Here is an 18211-nt window from a genome sequence, read left to right on the forward strand (position 1 = left end):
AAATTAAATAGTTCCTATATTTGATAACTCTTAAATATACGCATAAATTTTATATGTTTTATATATAATTGAGTGTAAATAAAAAAGGAGAGTAAAAGTACGAAAAATTTTAAAAATAGACAATAGAAATTTTATTGTGGGAAATTCAGAATTAATACAAATAGCGCAAGGTGTTTTTCGAGAAGAAATTCAAGCGCTGGAAGCAATAGCTTCTCGTATTAGCGAGTCTTTTGTTGATGCGGTAAATGCAATATATAACACGAAAGGAAAGTTGGTAGTTGTTGGAGTTGGAAAGAGTGCACATATTGCAAATAAAATTGTAGCAACGTTAAATTCTACCGGAACTCCAAGTCAATTTTTACATGCGACGGAAGCCATTCATGGCGATTTGGGTCTTGTACGACCAGAAGATGTGGTGATTTGTATCTCGAAAAGTGGAAATACGCCAGAGATTACATATTTAGCTCCGATTCTTAAACAATATGCTTCGGTTTTGATTGGATTGACATCAAATTTGAAATCAGAATTAGCAAAAAATTCAGACATTGTTTTGGATGTTAATATTGATAAAGAAGCTTGTCCAGTAAATTTGGCACCAACAACTTCTACAACGGCTCAATTGGTAATGGGTGATGCTTTGGCAGTTGCTTTGATGAAATTGAGAGCGTTTACACAAAACGATTTTGCAAAATATCATCCAGGTGGAGCATTAGGAAAACGATTGTTGTGGACAGTAGAAAATATTGTTGATCCAGAAAGAAAACCTTTTGTACATCCAGATTCTTCGATTACAGAAGTTATCAATTCATTAACATCAGGTCGTCATGGAATTACAGTTGTGATTGATCATGATAAAATTGTTGGTGTGATAACAGACGGAGATTTGCGCCGAATGTTATTAAATAATGAAACTTTTGCACATTTAACAGCGAAAGATATTGCTTCAATGAATCCGAAAACAATCAAAAAAGCTGAAAAAGCAAGAGAAGCTTTAGCTATTCTTCGTCACAACAGTATTGGACAATTGGTGGTGGTTGATGAAGAAAATCATTATTATGGAATTTTGGATATTCACTCAATTTTAAACGAAGGAATTGAATAATCGTATGGCAGATAATACAAAATCGAGTATGTCATTTTTGGCTCATATTGGTGAGTTGAGAGGACATTTGGTTCGTTCTATTTTATCAATTGTGATTACATCTATTGCAGTCGCTATTTATTGGGACGAATTGGTGGAACATGTAATTATGGCTCCATTAAAATCAACTTTTCCAACGTTTGATATTTTTAATCAATTTGGTGAACTAACAGGTTTCGGAAAAATTTATACCGAATCATTTGATATTTCGAAAGAATTGACCAATCTTAATCCATCAGGACAGATCACTTCACAGTTTTTTGCAGTAATTGTGTGTGGTGTAATTATCGCAATTCCTTATGTTATTTTTGAAATTTGGCGATTTGTAAAACCAGCACTAAAAGAAGCTGAACGAAAATATGCAGGATTTACCATCTTTGCTGTTTCTTTTTTCTTTGTGACAGGAGTACTATTTAGTTACTACATGTTGCTGCCATTGTGTACGCAATTCTTATTTACTTACGATCCTTTTGGTGTAGGAAATACATGGACATTGCCAAGTTATATCGATTTATTTGTTCAATTATTATTATCGATGGGAGTTATGTTTTTGATGCCAGTTTTCGTTTACTTCTTAACGAGTATTGGAATCTTAACTCCAAAATTCTTGAAAGAATACCGTAAACACGCATTTATCGTTGTATTAGTGATTGCAGCTGCGATTACACCAAACGATGTGTACAGTATGATTTTAGTTACAATTCCTCTTTGGTTATTGTATGAACTAAGTGTATTGGTTTCAAATTCAGTTTATAAAAAACAACTGAAAGCGAAAAGTAACGACTTAGTAAAGAATTAACAATGTTATGCTTGCATAATAAAATAAATTAGTTATTTTTACATAAAAGAAAAAGTAAACACAAAATTATGAAGATATTAGTTTGTATTAGTAGTGTACCAGATACTACAGCAAAAATCAACTTCACAGCTGACGGAAAATCATTTGACAAAAATGGCGTTCAGTTCGTTATTAACCCGCACGACGAATTTAGTTTAAACAAAGCAGTAGAGTTACAAGAAAAACAAGGTGCTACTGTTACCATTTTAACTGTTGGAGATGCAACTGTAGATCCAGTTATGCGTAAAGCTTTAGCAATTGGTGCGAATGATGGAATTCGTATTGATGCTGATGCTCGCGATGATTTCTTTGTTGCTACACAAATCGCAAAAGCTGCTAAAGATGGTGGTTTCGATTTAGTATTGACAGGAAAAGAGTCAATTGATTATAATGGAGGTTCTGTACCAGGATTAGTTGCAGCAATGTTAGATTATGGTTTTGTAAACGGATGTATCGGTCTTGATGTAGAAGGTTCTTCTGCAAAAGCTGTTCGCGAAATTGATGGAGGAAAAGAAACCGTAGAGGTTGCCTTACCAGCTGTTATCGCAGGACAAAAAGGATTGGTTGATGAAGCTGCATTAAGAATTCCTAACATGCGAGGAATTATGCAAGCGCGTACAAAACAAATCGCAGTTGTTGCCCCAGAAACGACAGAAAGTAAAGTTGAAGTTGTTGGTTATGTAAAACCTGCTGAAAGAGGTAATGTAACATTAATCGACAAAGACAATGTAGCAGAATTGGTAAGATTATTACACGAAGAAGCTAAAGTAATCTAATTATTCACCTAAAAAGAAATTAAAAAATGGCAATTTTTGTATACGCGGAGTCACACGACGGAAAATATAAAAAAGCAGGATTAGAGGCAGTTTCTTACGCAAAAGCTACAGCTGATGTTGCTGGAGATACTGTTACAGCAATCGTTTTTGGAAATGCTGCTGCTGACGAATTATATAAATATGGAGCATCTAAAGTAGTTAAAGTTGAGAATGCAGCTTTAGCAAAATTTGATGCAAATTCTTACGCAAAAGCTTTGGCTGAAGTTGCTCAAGGAGATGTTGTGGTTTTACCATCAACAAACGAAGGAGCTACTGTAGCACCAGTTTTAGCATACAAAACAGGAGCATCTTTAGTAACAAATGTAGAAAAAGCTCCAACAGCAGTTTCTCCATTCACAGTTGCGCGTAAAGCATTCTCAGGTAAAGGAGTAGAAACTGTTGCAGTTTCAGGAAAAGTTGTAGTTACAGTTTTACAAAACGCATTCGGAGCAAAAGAAAATGCAGTTTCTGGTTCAGAAGAATCAGCTTCAGTATCAGTTTCTGATGCAGATGCTAAAGTAAAAGTTGTTTCAACAGAAATGGCTTCTTCTGATAAAATCGATTTGAAAGAAGCTGATATCGTAGTTTCTGCAGGTCGTGGAATGAAAGGTCCTGAAAACTGGGGAATGATCGAAGATTTAGCAAAAGTTTTAGGAGCTGCTACAGCGTCATCTAAACCAGTTGCTGATATCGGTTGGAGACCTCATGCTGAGCACGTAGGACAAACAGGAAAAGCAATTGCGCCAAATTTATATATCGCAGTTGGTATTTCAGGAGCTATTCAGCACTTAGCAGGAGTTAATGGATCTAAAACAATTGTTGTCATCAACAATGATCCAGAAGCGCCTTTCTTCAAAGCGGCTGATTACGGAATCGTAGGAGATGCTTTTGAGATTGTTCCTAAATTAACTGAAGAGTTAAAAAAATATAAAGGTCAAGCTTAATCATTTTAAGATTATAAATTCAATCCGAATCATTTAGGTGGTTCGGATTTTTTTTATTCATTAAAAAAAGATTAAATATTCATCAGTTTTTCATAGATTTACACCCAAATGGACAATTTAATTAGATTAAATATTAAAGGAATTTCTTACAGTCAAACTCAGACTGGCGCATATGCGTTGATTCTTGAGGAAAATGTAGGAGGAAGAAAGTTACCTATTATTATTGGGAGCTTCGAAGCGCAATCAATCGCATTAGCTTTAGAGAAAGATATTAATCCACCTCGTCCATTAACACACGATTTGTTTATTTCATTAGGAAAAGAATTTCAATTGAATGTTGAATCTATTTATATTTATAAATTAGAAGATGGCGTTTTCTATTCGAATATTATTTTTGTGAATAACGATGGACAACGTGCCGAAATTGATTCGAGAACTTCTGATGCAATTGCGTTGGCTGTTCGTTTCAATGCACCTATCTATGCCTATGATAATGTTGTAGAAAAAGCTGGAATTCATTTGGACGTTATTGAAGAAGAAGAAAATATACGTCGCGCAGCAAATAACTTCGAAGATGATTTGGATATCTTGGCTGGTTTGGAAAATGATTTGTCTGATATCAACGAATATGAAGGTTGGACAAAATCTGAACTTGAAACTGAGATGGAAAAAGCTGTGAAGAATGAAGATTACGAATTGGCAGCTCGCCTTCGTGATCAAATCGAAAACATGGGAAACTAATAACTATTTCAAATAATTATGTCTTTAAAAACTAGACTAATCATCATGAACTTCTTACAATTATTTGTTTGGGGAGCATGGTTAATAACTATCGCAAACTATTGGTTTGGTACAAAACAATGGGATGGAACCAAATTTGGGTTAATATTTTCAACAATGGGTTTCGCTTCATTAATAATGCCTACAATAACAGGTATAATTGCAGATAGATGGATTAATGCAGAAAAATTGTATGGATTTTTACATATAGCTTATGCTGCAGTACTTTTTTATTTACCTCAAGTAAATGATCCGAATACTTTTTTTTGGGTTATGTTGATAGCAATGGCTTGTTATATGCCTACAATTGCTTTAAATAACTCGATTTCTTACACTGTTTTAAAATCTAATAATTATGATGTTGTAAAAGATTTTCCTCCAATTAGAGTATGGGGAACTGTTGGGTTTATTGTTGCAATGTGGATTACAAATCTTTCTGGTAATAAAGCAACCGAATATCAGTTTTATATTGCTGGAGTAGCAGCTGTTATTCTTGGATTGTACGCTTTTTTTACAATACCAGCTTGTAAACCACAAAAAACTAATACTGAATCTACAAGTTTTGTTCAGTTGTTAGGGTTGGATGCGTTTAAATTGTTTGCGAATTATAAAATGGCATTGTTTTTTATTTTTGCAATGTTTTTGGGTGGAGCATTACAATTAACGAATGCTTATGGAGATGTTTTTTTGGATGAGTTTAAACACTTTCCGAAATATGCTGATTCATTTGTTATTAAATATTCTACAATTATTATGTCAATTTCTCAAGTTTCTGAGACATTATTTATTCTTGCAATTCCATTTTTCTTAAAGAGATATGGTATTAAGAAAGTAATGTTAATCTCAATGTTAGCTTGGGTTTTACGTTTCGGATTATTAGGATTCTCTAATCCGCAAGAAGGTTTATGGATGATTATTTTATCTTGTGTTGTTTACGGAATGGCTTTCGACTTCTTTAATATTTCGGGATCATTATTTGTTGAAACAAATACTGATTCTAGAATAAGATCTTCTGCACAAGGATTATTTATGATGATGACAAATGGTTTTGGAGCTGTTTTCGGCAGTTTAACTTCGGGATGGTTAATTGATAAATACTTCACAAAATCATTCAATAACACACAAGAATTATCTGTGTTTTTAGATACTACCCCAGATAATAACTTAATGCTAGATTATATTAAAAATAATGGAATTACTATTACTGACGGAGTTTTTGATAAAGCATTAATGTTTAAAGATTGGGAGCATATCTGGCTAACATTTGCATTATATGCATTAGTAATTGCTATTTTATTTGCTATTTTATTTAAACATAAACACAATCCAGACGAAGTACAAGATGTTAAGCATTAAGTTGTTAAATTAATAAAATATAAAAGCAAGAATTTTGGTTCTTGCTTTTTTTTTATGCTCGTAAGTTTTCTAATTTTCTTTATCTGCTCTTTTATACGTCACAAAGGAGTAAGCATACGGATGCTTTTCATCTTTTTTGAAATCTTCTCGCTCAACTTCTTCCCATTCGTCCGAGTCAATTTCTGGAAAATAAGTGTCTCCATCAAATTCGTGATGAACTTCTGTGATGTACAAAACATCTGTAAATTCCATCGCTTGTTTATAAATATTTCCACCACCGATAATGTAAATATCATCGTCAATTTTTTTCGCAGCTTCTATTGCTTTTGGTAAAGAAGAACCTATTTCGATACTTTCTGCATTCCAATTCTGATCTCCTGTTACAACAATATTGGTACGATTTGGTAAAGGTCTACCCAATGATTCGAACGTTTTTCGTCCCATAATAATAGGATGCCCAGAAGTTATACTTTTGAAATGTTTCAGATCATTTGGTAAATGCCAAATCAAATCATTTTTTGCACCAATTACGTTGTTGCTTGCTTTTGCTACTACAATGTTTATCATAAGTTATAAGGTAAAAAAAGCTATCCTCTTGCAAGGATAGCTTAACAAATATAATAATTTTAGTGAATTATTTCATTTTATTTATAGCATCTTGTAATTGCTCCACTTGTTTTGCAATAGTTGCTGATTTAATTGTTTTTGCAGCATTCGTTTTTACTTGCAATGCTTTTTCAGCCATCATTTTCACAGCTTGTCCTGCTTGTGGATTTTGTTCATTCAAATATGGATAATAACGCGAATATGTTTTAGCAATTTCAGCCGTTGCATCTGGTGTGTCATTGTTCATAATCCAATTGAAAGCTTGTTCAGCAATTTTTCCTTTTTCTGCATCTTGGAATTTTACGAATTCATACATCGCAGCAGATTCCGAAATTAAAGCAGCTTTATCTAATTGATTATTTTTAATCCAAGTCGGAACTAATGCCATTGCTAAATCTGGTGAACCTTTAATCACTTCATTATCAAGATTAGTTGTTAAATCATTAATTTTTGAAGGATTATTTTTTAAGATTCCTGTTAATGAGGCTCCTTGAACACTAAAAGATGGACTTTTTGAAGCTTTCTCGAAAATGGTTGCATCATAAATATTGGCATCATTCAAAGCACTCAAAGCAGCCGCTTGAACCAATGTTTTAGGATCATTAGAAGCCAATTGTTTTAATTTTGATGAAGCTTTATCTACAATCGTTTTTGATTTTGTATCCAATTTATGAATCGCATAAATTCTTAATCCATCAAATGAATCATCTAACGCATTAACCAATGCATCAGCCGCTTTTGGATTAGTTGCTTGCGCATTTGCCATTGCTTCAATCGCTAATAAACGTGTCGTGTAATTTCCTTTTCCAGCTTTGTATTGCGCAATAAAATCTTCAACAGGTTTTTTATCGTCGATATCTGCTAATAAAACTTGATCCGCATTTGGAATAACGACATCAGGTTTTTGGTTTGCTGCAAATTCGAAAACAGTTTCGGCTTGTTTTGGAACCCAAACTTGTTGACGCGTTGTTTTTCCATTTTCGACAATATCAATCGCAAAAGGAAATTCAAATAATTTTGAAGCATCTTGACGAACAACAACTTTTATTTTTTTATTTGCTGAAGAATAATCTGAAACAACTGTTAATTTTGGATGACCATTTTCGTAATACCATTGATTGAAAAACCAGTTCAAATCACGACCAGAAACTTCTTCCAAAGCCAATCGTAATTGAGCAGATTCAGCTTTTCCGTATTCATTATCTTTCAAATATTTGTTCAAACCTTTGAAGAAAGCATCATCTCCTAAGAAGTTTCTCAACATATGTAAGATAATTCCACCTTTGTTGTACGAAACACCATCAAACATGTCTTCGCGAGAATTGTAATGAACTCGAACCAAATTTTTCGTTGGTCCATCGCCTTGTTTATAACCAAACATTTCGTTGTAACGATGCTCATCCGCTTTCTCTTTTCCGTATTTATATTCAAACCATAAATATTCAGAATAATTAGCAAACGATTCATTCACTGTTAAATTTCCCCAACTTTCAGCCGTAACTAAATCTCCAAACCAATGGTGAAATAATTCGTGCGCAATAACATATTCAGCAGTGTTTTCATCGACTAATTGACCAGCTTTTTGCTGAACACCATCATGAAATAAAGAAGCTGTTGTATTTTCCATAGCTCCAGAAACATATTCGCGAGCCGTCATTTGTGCATATTTATCCCAAGGATAAGGATAGTTTAATCTATCAGAAAAGAACTGAATCATTTCTGGTGTATTACCAAAAATTTGCTTTGCAACATCTTTATATTCTGGTTCTACGTAATAATCAACATTGATATTTTTCCATTTATCATTGATGACTGCGTAATCTCCAATCCCGAAAAAGAATAAATATGGCGCATGTTTTTTATCAAATTTCCAATAATCAGTTTTTGTTCCGTCCGAATTTTTCTTCGAAGATTTCATTGTTCCATTTGATAATGAAACATATTTATCAGGATATGTTAACGTGATTTCTTGTGAAGTTTTTTGATTCGTTTTATCAATTGTCGGGAACCAACAAGAAGAAGATTCAGTTTCGCCTTGTGTCCAAATTTGAGTTGGATAATTTGGTCGTTCACCTTTTGCATTGATAAAATAAACACCTTTTGCATCGTTTATGGCCGCACTTCCTTCTTGTTTTACTTCGTTTGGACGCGCTGTATACTTGATGTAAAGTGTATATTCTTGATCTTTTTTGTATTCTTTATCCAAATCGATGACTAATTGTAAATCATCGTATTTATAATTTAATTTTTTTTTTGTAGCACCATTTACCAAAGCGACTTCGCTAATCAACATTGCTTTTGCGTCTAATGTAACTTTGTTTGTAGCATAGAAATGTGGTTTCAATGTTACCCAAGCTTCACCTAAAACGTGCTCTTTTGCATAATCAAATTTAAGATCCAATTTGGTATGAACAAGATTATTAATTCGTTCTGCTTCTGCACGATAAATATCTAATTTGTTCGTTTGGTTTTCGTTATAACTCGGCGGTGGCGTCATTACTTGCGCATAAGTAAGACTTGATATAATAAAGGCTGATGAAAGCCAAAGGATTCGTTTTTTCATCGTAAAAATTTATTTCTATTGGTTGATAATTTTCTCGAAAAGTTACAAAAAAAGCCTCCAATTTGGAGACTTTAAGTGTTTTTTTATGATTAAACTGCTACAATTCCTTTGATGTGAGGATGAGCTTGATAATTTTCTAATTCGAAATCTTCGTATGTAAAATCAAAAATATCCTTTACATTCGGATTGATTTTCATTGTTGGAAGAGGAAAAGGTTCGCGTGTTAATTGTAGTTCAACTTGTTCAAAATGATTTTTGTAAATATGTGCATCTCCAAAAGTATGCACAAAATCGCCGACTTCTAAATCACAAATTTGTGCAACCATCATTTGTAATAACGCATATGACGCAATATTGAATGGAACACCTAAGAAAATATCTGCACTACGTTGATACAATTGCAACGATAATTTTCCATCATTCACATAAAACTGAAAAAATGCATGACATGGAGCTAAAGCCATTTGATCTAATTCTCCAACATTCCAAGCAGAAACTATAATTCGACGTGAATCAGGATTATTTTTTATTTGATCAATCGCAACTTTAATTTGGTCAACAACTTCTCCATTTGGTTTTCCCCATGAACGCCATTGATGCCCATAAACAGGTCCTAAATCACCATTTTCGTCAGCCCATTCGTTCCAAATTCTAACTCCGTTATCTGTTAAATATTTGATATTTGTATCACCTTTCAAAAACCACAACAATTCGTAGATAATCGATTTTAAATGTAATTTTTTAGTCGTCACCAAAGGAAAACCTTCCGACAAATCGAAACGCATTTGGTAACCAAAAATACTTTTAGTTCCTGTCCCCGTTCTGTCTTCTTTAAAAGCGCCTTCTGCTAAAACCTTTTTACATAAATCGTGATATTGTTGCATTTTGAGTATATTTAACCTTTCAAATTTAGTGATTTTTTTTAGAATGAAAATTAGTTTAATTCTTACAATTTTAGTGTTTTTTATGTTTTTTGCTTCGTATAGCAAATCAGATTTTGGACGAAAAATTGCGCAACATTTTTATTTCCAAACCTTATTTAATGTTGTTTTGGTGGTTGTTTTTGTGTCAAAAATCATTCATCTCAAACTTAATTTAATCTCAATGATTTCGCTAATTGTTATTGGTTGCATGTTGTATATGAGCTTTCCAAATTATTTACAACAATTGAAGAGAAGGATAGGTAAATAGTTACGTATAATTTTTTTATCTTTGCACTTATGAAAAACGAAGCGGGAATTTTTGGTTTAAGACCAGTAATAGAAGCGATTGAAGCAGGGAAAACAATCGACAAAATTTTTATTCAAAAAGGTTTACAAGGTGAAATTTTTTCTGAATTGAGAAAATTAGTAACTGAATATGAAATTCCTGTAAGTTATGTACCTGTAGAAAAACTAAATCGTTTTACAGGAAAAAATCACCAAGGAGTCTATGCATTTATTTCGCCAATCGAATTTGATTCAATCGAAAATGTATTACCTCAAATTTGGGAACAAGGAAAAACACCTTTTATTTTGATTTTAGATCGTGTTTCTGATGTTCGTAATTTTGGTGCAATCGCTCGTACAGCAGAATGTGTTGGTGTTGATGCAATTATTATTCCGGCAAAAGGTTCAGCTTCTGTAAATGCAGATGCGATTAAAACTTCGACAGGAGCGTTGTATAATATTCCGGTTTGTAAAGAAGGAAATTTAGTGAATGTTATTAAATATTTACAGTCGGCTGGAATTTCAATTTTTAGTGCTTCTGAAAAATCAGCAGAATTTATTTACGATGCAGATTTCTCTGTTCCTGCAGCTATTGTGATGGGAAGCGAGGAAGATGGCGTTTCGGATTCTATTATTAAAATTTCAGATAAAATTATTAAATTGCCTATGGCTGGGCAAACTGCTTCATTGAATGTTTCGGTTGCGGCTGGAGCGATTTTGTACGAAGCTGTTCGCCAAAGAATGTTACAAGATTTATTTTAAAAACATATAACGATGACCTATTCTACTTTTATTGGATTTTTGTTGATTGCGATTAGCGTTGCAATGTATTATTTTACGAATTTGGATGTTTCTAGATTATTTTCGGATAAAGAATTTTTGGTAGGAATTACCGGAGGTGCTGGTGTCGGATTTATTTTGGGAGGATTTTTAGGTTGGCTTTATAAATACAAAGCAGTGAACAAAGCGAATGCAGAAATTGCAAACGAAGAAAAACGTAAAGTTGCAGAACAAAAAGCACAAGAAGCAGCTGCAAAAGAGCAAGCAAAGTTAGATGCGCAACAAGAAAAAGATGAATCAGGTTTATTGTAAAATATAAATTAGATAAAATAAAAACGGTTGAAAATTAATTTTCGACCGTTTTTTTATGTTGTATTTCTTGGTAATAAAAACAAGGAACTAAAATCAATAAAAACATGGGCTGAATGAGAAATCTTCTCACATAAAAGAAAACCATTTCGCCTGATGAAAAATGTGTTGAAATCAAATAATTATAGATTGGTAAAAGAACGATTAATCCGATAATCATAATAATGATAGAGAATTTAACGTAACTTTTTTTCCAGAAAATAAACCAAACAATTAATACCGTTAATAATGTATTGATTAGATAGCGAACCATCAGACTTGCGTTTAATTTTGGTAAATCAATTTCAGGAAATTTTGAATGTCCAACAAAATGAAAGTATTCTAAGAAAGGATCATAAAATAAAATATCTTCAAATTTTCGGACTAATATTAATCCAAAAACAAGTAAAACTGCAATTGCATAACGTAAATATTTATTTAGCATTTTGCTTATTGTATTTTGTTACAAAAAATTTGATCCAAACAATCCAAAGAATCACGATTGAACCATAAATAATTGCAGGGAATAGATAATCGTGCGCCATTTTACCATATTCTGCGTGGTATCTAAAAATATAATTTAACAACATAATTCTCGAAATATTCATCACAAAAAGAATTGCTAAACCAGATAAAATAAACAAAAAAGTTTGTTTGAAATTCGTGTAAAAAGCAACGATAAACGCTACGAAAATTATCAGAATAGAAATCGCATTACAACCTTCATTTACAATAGACGCCACTTGTCCGTCCATTACCAAACGCATCCAAGGTTGGTTTTCTGCAATATTAGAAAAAGTAAAAAAACCACATTTGTTCAAGCCAAAAGCTGTTACATCTGACGTTAATTTTGTAAACGGATCAGGGTTATTGTGCGGTAAATATTGATCCAAATACAATTTATAAGCTAAACTTAAAATAATGTAAGTTCCTAAAAAACGTGCAAGGAATAACAATAAAGGTTTAAATTCTTTCATTTGGTTAAAAAATCTTGAACAAATATAAATGAAAAACGTCAACTTTTGATTAAGTTATGATTAATCAATAAATTTGCTTTTTTAGAAGTAACAAAATGCAAGATTTACATAAACGCGTGGATGTCATAATTGATAGCGCAATTTCTACGGAAGACAGATTACAAAAGATTTGTCAATTGTTGAGTGACGAAGTTGAATACTACAATTGGGTGGGATTTTATTTCAAGAATGGAGATAAAAATGAACTAAAACTTGGACCTTATGTTGGTGCAGCTACCGATCATACAATCATTCCTTATGGTAAAGGAATTTGTGGGCAAGTGGCAGAATCTAACGAAACTTTTGTTGTGCCAGACGTTTATGCACAAGATAATTATTTGGCTTGTTCAATAGAAACGAAAGCTGAAATTGTTGTTCCAATTTTCAAAAATGGAGAAAATATTGGTCAAATTGATATCGATTCGCACAAAATTAATCCGTTTACAGAAGACGATACAAAGTTGTTAGATTACGTTTGTCAGCGAGTTTCAGAAATTATTTAAGCAATGATTGATTTAATTTTAAAATATTTTCCTGATTTAACAGAAAAACAAATCGAGCAATTTTCGAAAGTTGGTGATTTGTACAAAGAATGGAACGATCAAATCAATGTTGTTTCTCGAAAAGATATTGATGAAATTTATACGAACCATATTTTACATTCTTTAGCGATTGCAAAAGTGATGGAATTTGCAGATGGTTCTTCTGTTCTGGATGTAGGAACTGGAGGTGGTTTACCAGGAATTCCGTTGGCAATTTTGTTTCCGAATGTTCAGTTTCATTTGGTAGATTCTATCGGGAAAAAAATCAAGGTTGTAAAAGGAGTGGCTGACGGTTTAGGTTTGACGAATGTAAAAGCAGAACAAAAGCGCGCCGAAGAATTAACAGATAAATACGATTTTGTCGTTTCTCGTGCGGTAACAGCAATGCCAAGATTTGCAGAATGGATTCGTGGGAAATTCAAAAAAGAAGCGATTAATCCTTTTCCAAATGGTTTATTATATTTAAAAGGAGGCGATTTGACAGAAGAATTAGCAGGTTTTCCAAATGCAGTTTTATTTGATATTCAAAACTTTTTTGACGAAGATTTCTTCGAAACGAAAAAAGTCGTTTACTTAGAAAAGAAAGATATTTAATTTATAGAAATTATATACTTGAAAACCGAAGTCAATTTGATTTCGGTTTTTTATTTTAACAATTATTGAATTAATCCAAAAAATGAATCTTTAAAACGTTATTTTATCCAATACTTTAAGTTCTTTTTAAGAGGTTTTCTCGTCAAAATTGACTATATTTGTTTGTTTTAAAAAGTTAGAGACATATTATGAGTAATAACACATATACGGCGGATAATATCCAAGCGTTAGAAGGAATGGAGCACGTACGTCTTCGTCCATCGATGTACATTGGAGACGTCGGAGTTAGAGGATTACACCATTTAGTTTACGAGGTTGTTGATAACTCTATTGATGAAGCTTTAGCAGGATACTGTGATACAATCAAGGTAACAATTTTAGAAGGAAACTCGATTCGTGTCGAAGATAACGGACGTGGTATTCCTGTCGACTTACATAAAAAAGAAGGAAAATCTGCATTAGAAGTTGTAATGACGAAAATTGGTGCAGGTGGTAAGTTTGATAAAGATACGTACAAAGTTTCTGGAGGTTTGCACGGTGTTGGAGTTTCGTGTGTTAATGCACTTTCTAACCATTTATCGGCAGAAGTTTTCAAGAACGGAAAACAATATATTCAGGAATATTCGAAAGGGAAACCTTTGTACGATGTAAAAGAAGTTGGAACGACTGATAAAAGTGGTACAACAGTAACTTTTACGCCTGATGATACAATTTTCCAAGAAGTACAAACATATAACTATTCTACTTTAGCAAATCGTTTGCGTGAGTTAGCTTTCTTGAACAAAGGAATCAATATTGTATTGGTTGATGAACGCGAAAAAGATGCTGAAGGAAATCCTGTTACAGAAACTTTTCATTCTGAAGAAGGATTAAAAGAATTTGTTGAGTTTATTGATGGTAGCCGCGAATCTATCATGGACAAAGTAATCTTTATGGAAGGAGAACGTGATGGAATTCCAGTTGAGGTTGCAATGCGATACAATACATCGTATAACGAAAATGTACATTCGTATGTAAATAATATCAATACACATGAAGGTGGAACACATTTATCTGGTTTCCGTCGTGCGTTGACACGTACATTGAAAAAATATGCAGAAGAAAACTTTAATCTTGCAAAAGAAAAAGTTGAAATCGTTGGTGATGATTTCCGTGAAGGATTAACAGCGGTAATTTCGGTAAAAGTAATGGAGCCTCAATTTGAAGGACAAACGAAAACGAAATTAGGAAACTCTGAAGTTTCTCCTGCGGTTGATAAAATCGTAGCAGAAATGTTAACGAATTTCTTAGAAGAAAATCCAACAGAAGCAAAACAAATTGTTGATAAAGTAATTTTAGCAGCAAAAGCTCGTCAGGCAGCGAAGAAAGCTCGTGAAATGGTACAACGCAAAAACCCAATGGGAGGAAGCGGATTGCCAGGGAAGTTAGCGGATTGTTCTTCTCGTAAACCAGAAGAATCTGAGTTATTCTTAGTCGAGGGAGATTCTGCCGGAGGAACGGCAAAACAAGGTCGTGATCGTCATTTTCAAGCAATTTTACCATTACGTGGTAAAATCTTAAATGTTGAAAAAGCGATGGCGCACAAAGTTTTGGATAACGAAGAGATTAAAAATATATATACAGCTTTAGGTGTAACAATTGGAACTGAAGAAGATTCGAAAGCGCTTAATATTTCGAAATTGCGTTATCATAAAGTTGTGATTATGACCGATGCCGATGTCGACGGTTCTCACATCGCGACATTAATTTTGACATTCTTCTTCCGTTACATGAAAGAATTGATTGAGCAAGGACATATTTATATTGCAACGCCACCTTTATATTTAATCAAAAAAGGAGCGAAAGCAGAATATGCTTGGGATGAAAAAGATCGTGAACGTTTAACAGCAGAATTTTCTACAGATGGTTCTGGTAAAGGAGTTACAATTCAACGATACAAAGGTCTTGGGGAAATGAATGCAGAGCAATTATGGGATACAACTCTTAATCCAGAGCACAGAACGTTGCGTAAAGTAACGATTGACAATGCGACAGAAGCAGACCGCGTGTTCTCTATGTTGATGGGTGATGATGTACCGCCTCGTCGTGAATTTATCGAGAAGAATGCACATTATGCAAAAATTGATGTTTAATCGATTTGAATAATATAAAGTAATAAATCCAGCTTTTAAGCTGGATTTATTTTTTGTAATTGAATATATAAATCTTGAATGAAGAAGATTTACTCCGAAATAATCAATGTTGTTGGTACATTGGAAATCCAAATGCTTTTTGTTTCGATTAAGTTTTTCCAACTTTCCATACTAATCATCATTAAATCCATTTCATTTAAAAACTCTTTATCCAATTGTTGTTTATACGAAAGACTAATATGATTTGGTGCAATATTTTCGATACTACGAATAATTTCTTTCACTTCTGAATGACGTTTTGTGTAACCGCTCACGTCTACAATAATAATTTGAGATTCGCTATTCGAGATTAAACGTTGTGCATATTTCAGTAAATCGGCATCTTTATTTCCGAAAAGAGGAAGAAAAACTTTCTCAGCTTTTGTGAAATTTTTGTCCAAAACAATTCCAACAGGAACAGTTGATTTGTTCAATAATTGTTTCGTTCTTTCGTTGAAAATTGAATGATCAAACATGTTTTCTTTTCCAGTAACTTGACCAATCAAAATATCAGGATCAATAATTTTTGTCGTAAATCCTAAAATATTTCCTAACAACGAACCTGAATAAATAGAATTTCTTACACCCATCAACATCAAATCGTAATCACCTTTTTGCGCAACATCTATTGTCTCAAAAACCATATCGGTAGAAACTTTGAACATGGTTGTTACATCTTGGTGTAACTCTTCGGAAACCTCAATAATCGGTTCGAAAATTTCTGCTTCTCTATCCTCAAGATTGAAATGTTGCACTTCGCTACTTTTCATCACATGAATTGCAGAAACAAGTGAATTTTCGTCTTGTTTTTTGATAAAGCTATTAGCTATTCGCAACAATTCAGCACCTTTTTCGGGTGTTTGAAAATCAATTAAAATTTTATATTTCTGACTTTGACTAATTTCAGAAAGTTCATTTTCTGTTTTTTGTTTGCGGAAAATCCAATTGATTAAATCCAAAGCTGGACCTGTCATAAAAGTTGTGACCAAAGCCATTATGACCATCATAGCGAAAACTTCTGGTGTTAAAACCCCTAAATCATATCCAATGTTTAGCACGACTAATTCCATCAAACCTCGTGTATTCATCAAAGCACCAATAGTTAAACTATCTTTCCAGTTTTGTCCAACAAACTTGGCGGCAATTGCACTTCCGATGAATTTTCCTGTTACAGCTACCAAAATAATCAATCCCGCTGTTTGCCATAAATGTGGCGTATCCAATAATCCAATTTGTGTTCTCAAACCTGTAAAAACGAAGAACAAAGGAAGTAATAAAACCAATGAAACATCTTCTATTTTTTCGATGAATAAATTTCTGAATTTTACATTTTCAGGCATAATTGTTCCAGCTAAAAAAGCTCCAAATAATGCATGAATTCCAATGATTTCACTTAAGTATGAAGAAATAATTAAGACCAAGAAAAAGATTCCTATGATAGGTTTTGTAAGCGTTGTTTTGCTTGAATGTACGTCTGCAATTCGTTTTAGGAATGGACGAACGAAACGAGCCATCGCGATAACGTAAACAATTGCTAGTAATATAACATATAATGAACTGACGAATGATCCAGCTTTTACGATGGCGATAACCGCAGCTAATAAACACCAAGCCGTGATGTCGTCGGCAGCTGCACAAGTAATTACAATAGAACCTAAGCGAGTTTTACTAATTCCGCGTTCTTGTACAATACGAGCCAAAACGGGGAAGGCTGTAATACTCATCGAAATTCCGATAAATAGAGCGAATGATAAAAAGTTAATTCCTTCTGGTGCGAATTCCATATAAATTAATCCAGCTAGAGCTAAACCAAGTGTAAATGGAATAATGATACTTGCATGACTAATAACTATGGCATCTTGTGCATTTTTCTTTAGCACTTTCAGGTCTAATTCCATCCCGATAACATACATGAATAGGATCAAACCTATCTGACTGATAAATTCTAAGTTTCCTAACGATTCTTTAGGGAAAAGACCTCCAAAAAATTCTGGGAAATGCATTCCAATGAAAGAAGGACCAAGGAATATACCTGCAATAATTTCTCCAATTACAGTTGGTTGTCCAATTTTATTAAAAATCCATCCAAAAACCCTTGCAGTAAATATAATGGTTACAATTTGTGCTAATAAAATAGCAAGAGGGTGTCCAATATTATGTGTAATACTGTTGATGAAATCATTGAAGTAATTGCTTCCATTTGCAGCATGAACAACATGTTTCCCAGCTTCCATTTCTTCTGCTTTAATCATAATAAAATACATCATGATTGAACAAAGTAGAATGATTATTATATAAAAAATAGAATTTCTTGTCGATTTTTTCATGGCGTTAATTTTCAACAAAAGTCAGAAATTAATTTACAGAAAAATATCAATATTTTTTAAACTTGAGTAAAATGTAATGAAATGGATTTTTTTTGTAATCAAATTGAAATTTGAGCAATAAAATTAGCTTTGTAAACTTCACTTAACACCAAATTAATTACTTTAACCCGTTGTGCATTTTA

At 33.0% G+C, this 18211-nt stretch carries 17 protein-coding genes; 11 read left to right on the top strand and 6 right to left on the bottom strand.

Going from position 1 to position 18211, the window contains the following annotated elements; genetic code table 11:
- Window positions 1–136 precede the first annotated feature (136 nt).
- The 6 genes from B4G36_RS11780 to B4G36_RS11805 all read left to right on the top strand — a co-directional run bounded on the left by B4G36_RS11780 (window position 137) and on the right by B4G36_RS11805 (window position 5874).
- On the top strand, window positions 137–1102 hold the full coding sequence (locus tag B4G36_RS11780) for a KpsF/GutQ family sugar-phosphate isomerase (RefSeq protein ID WP_291064138.1): 966 nt from the start codon (window positions 137–139) through the stop codon (window positions 1100–1102).
- 4 nt (window positions 1103–1106) lie between these two features.
- Window positions 1107–1940, top strand: a complete 834-nt coding sequence (gene tatC, locus B4G36_RS11785; RefSeq protein ID WP_291064139.1) for a twin-arginine translocase subunit TatC — start codon at window positions 1107–1109, stop codon at window positions 1938–1940.
- Window positions 1941–2008: 68 nt separating this feature from the next.
- On the top strand, window positions 2009–2755 hold the full coding sequence (locus tag B4G36_RS11790) for an electron transfer flavoprotein subunit beta/FixA family protein (protein ID WP_291064140.1): 747 nt from the start codon (window positions 2009–2011) through the stop codon (window positions 2753–2755).
- A 26-nt stretch (window positions 2756–2781) separates the two neighbouring features.
- Window positions 2782–3738 carry an electron transfer flavoprotein subunit alpha/FixB family protein gene (locus B4G36_RS11795; RefSeq protein WP_291064141.1) on the top strand — a complete coding sequence of 319 codons (957 nt, stop codon included), beginning with the start codon at window positions 2782–2784 and terminating at the stop codon, window positions 3736–3738.
- Between the two features lie 108 nt (window positions 3739–3846).
- The gene (locus B4G36_RS11800) at window positions 3847–4479 is read left to right on the top strand and encodes a bifunctional nuclease family protein (protein WP_291064142.1); all 633 of its coding nucleotides are present in this window, start codon (window positions 3847–3849) and stop codon (window positions 4477–4479) included.
- Between the two features lie 18 nt (window positions 4480–4497).
- On the top strand, window positions 4498–5874 hold the full coding sequence (locus tag B4G36_RS11805) for a nucleoside permease (protein WP_291064143.1): 1377 nt from the start codon (window positions 4498–4500) through the stop codon (window positions 5872–5874).
- A 69-nt stretch (window positions 5875–5943) separates the two neighbouring features.
- On the opposite strand, the gene B4G36_RS11810 is transcribed toward B4G36_RS11805, so the two are convergent.
- The 3 genes from B4G36_RS11810 to B4G36_RS11820 all read right to left on the bottom strand — a co-directional run bounded on the left by B4G36_RS11810 (window position 5944) and on the right by B4G36_RS11820 (window position 9927).
- The gene (locus B4G36_RS11810; RefSeq protein WP_291064144.1) at window positions 5944–6441 is read right to left on the bottom strand and encodes a dihydrofolate reductase; all 498 of its coding nucleotides are present in this window, start codon (window positions 6439–6441) and stop codon (window positions 5944–5946) included.
- Between the two features lie 67 nt (window positions 6442–6508).
- The gene (locus tag B4G36_RS11815; RefSeq protein ID WP_291064145.1) at window positions 6509–9043 is read right to left on the bottom strand and encodes a M1 family metallopeptidase; all 2535 of its coding nucleotides are present in this window, start codon (window positions 9041–9043) and stop codon (window positions 6509–6511) included.
- Window positions 9044–9132: 89 nt separating this feature from the next.
- On the bottom strand, window positions 9133–9927 hold the full coding sequence (locus tag B4G36_RS11820; protein ID WP_291064146.1) for a thymidylate synthase: 795 nt from the start codon (window positions 9925–9927) through the stop codon (window positions 9133–9135).
- A gap of 336 nt (window positions 9928–10263) precedes the next feature.
- Here B4G36_RS11820 and rlmB point away from each other — a divergent pair, with 336 nt between their 5' ends.
- Together rlmB and B4G36_RS11830 are read left to right on the top strand one after the other, a co-directional pair.
- Window positions 10264–11013, top strand: coding sequence for a 23S rRNA (guanosine(2251)-2'-O)-methyltransferase RlmB (rlmB, locus tag B4G36_RS11825; RefSeq protein WP_291064147.1), 750 nt, complete (start codon window positions 10264–10266; stop codon window positions 11011–11013).
- 12 nt (window positions 11014–11025) lie between these two features.
- Entirely contained in the window at window positions 11026–11343 is a 318-nt protein-coding gene (locus tag B4G36_RS11830) for a hypothetical protein (protein ID WP_221854515.1), read from the top strand.
- Window positions 11344–11377: 34 nt separating this feature from the next.
- On the opposite strand, the gene B4G36_RS11835 is transcribed toward B4G36_RS11830, so the two are convergent.
- Together B4G36_RS11835 and xrtF are read right to left on the bottom strand one after the other, a co-directional pair.
- Window positions 11378–11824 carry an exosortase F system-associated membrane protein gene (locus tag B4G36_RS11835; RefSeq protein WP_291064148.1) on the bottom strand — a complete coding sequence of 149 codons (447 nt, stop codon included), beginning with the start codon at window positions 11822–11824 and terminating at the stop codon, window positions 11378–11380.
- Window positions 11814–12356 (bottom strand): exosortase family protein XrtF, encoded by a 543-nt coding sequence (gene xrtF, locus B4G36_RS11840; protein ID WP_291064149.1) that lies wholly within the window; start codon window positions 12354–12356, stop codon window positions 11814–11816. The genes B4G36_RS11835 and xrtF overlap by 11 nt, the downstream gene beginning before the upstream one ends.
- Before the next feature lie 95 nt (window positions 12357–12451).
- On the opposite strand from xrtF, the gene B4G36_RS11845 reads away from it, so the two are divergent.
- From B4G36_RS11845 to gyrB, 3 genes are all read left to right on the top strand, one after another.
- A complete protein-coding gene (locus B4G36_RS11845; RefSeq protein ID WP_038332644.1) occupies window positions 12452–12898 on the top strand; it encodes a GAF domain-containing protein in 447 nt (148 codons plus the stop codon).
- 6 nt (window positions 12899–12904) lie between these two features.
- Window positions 12905–13531 (top strand): 16S rRNA (guanine(527)-N(7))-methyltransferase RsmG, encoded by a 627-nt coding sequence (rsmG, locus tag B4G36_RS11850; RefSeq protein ID WP_125349806.1) that lies wholly within the window; start codon window positions 12905–12907, stop codon window positions 13529–13531.
- A gap of 188 nt (window positions 13532–13719) precedes the next feature.
- Window positions 13720–15663 (top strand): DNA topoisomerase (ATP-hydrolyzing) subunit B, encoded by a 1944-nt coding sequence (gene gyrB / locus B4G36_RS11855; RefSeq protein WP_038332647.1) that lies wholly within the window; start codon window positions 13720–13722, stop codon window positions 15661–15663.
- 89 nt (window positions 15664–15752) lie between these two features.
- Here the strand turns inward: gyrB and B4G36_RS11860 are convergent, their stop codons facing one another.
- Window positions 15753–17969 carry a cation:proton antiporter gene (locus tag B4G36_RS11860; RefSeq protein WP_291064150.1) on the bottom strand — a complete coding sequence of 739 codons (2217 nt, stop codon included), beginning with the start codon at window positions 17967–17969 and terminating at the stop codon, window positions 15753–15755.
- Between the last annotated feature and the right edge of the window lie 242 nt (window positions 17970–18211).

It is taken from the genome of Empedobacter sp. UBA3239 (assembly GCF_002362875.1).
Lineage (GTDB): Bacteria > Bacteroidota > Bacteroidia > Flavobacteriales > Weeksellaceae > Empedobacter > Empedobacter falsenii_B.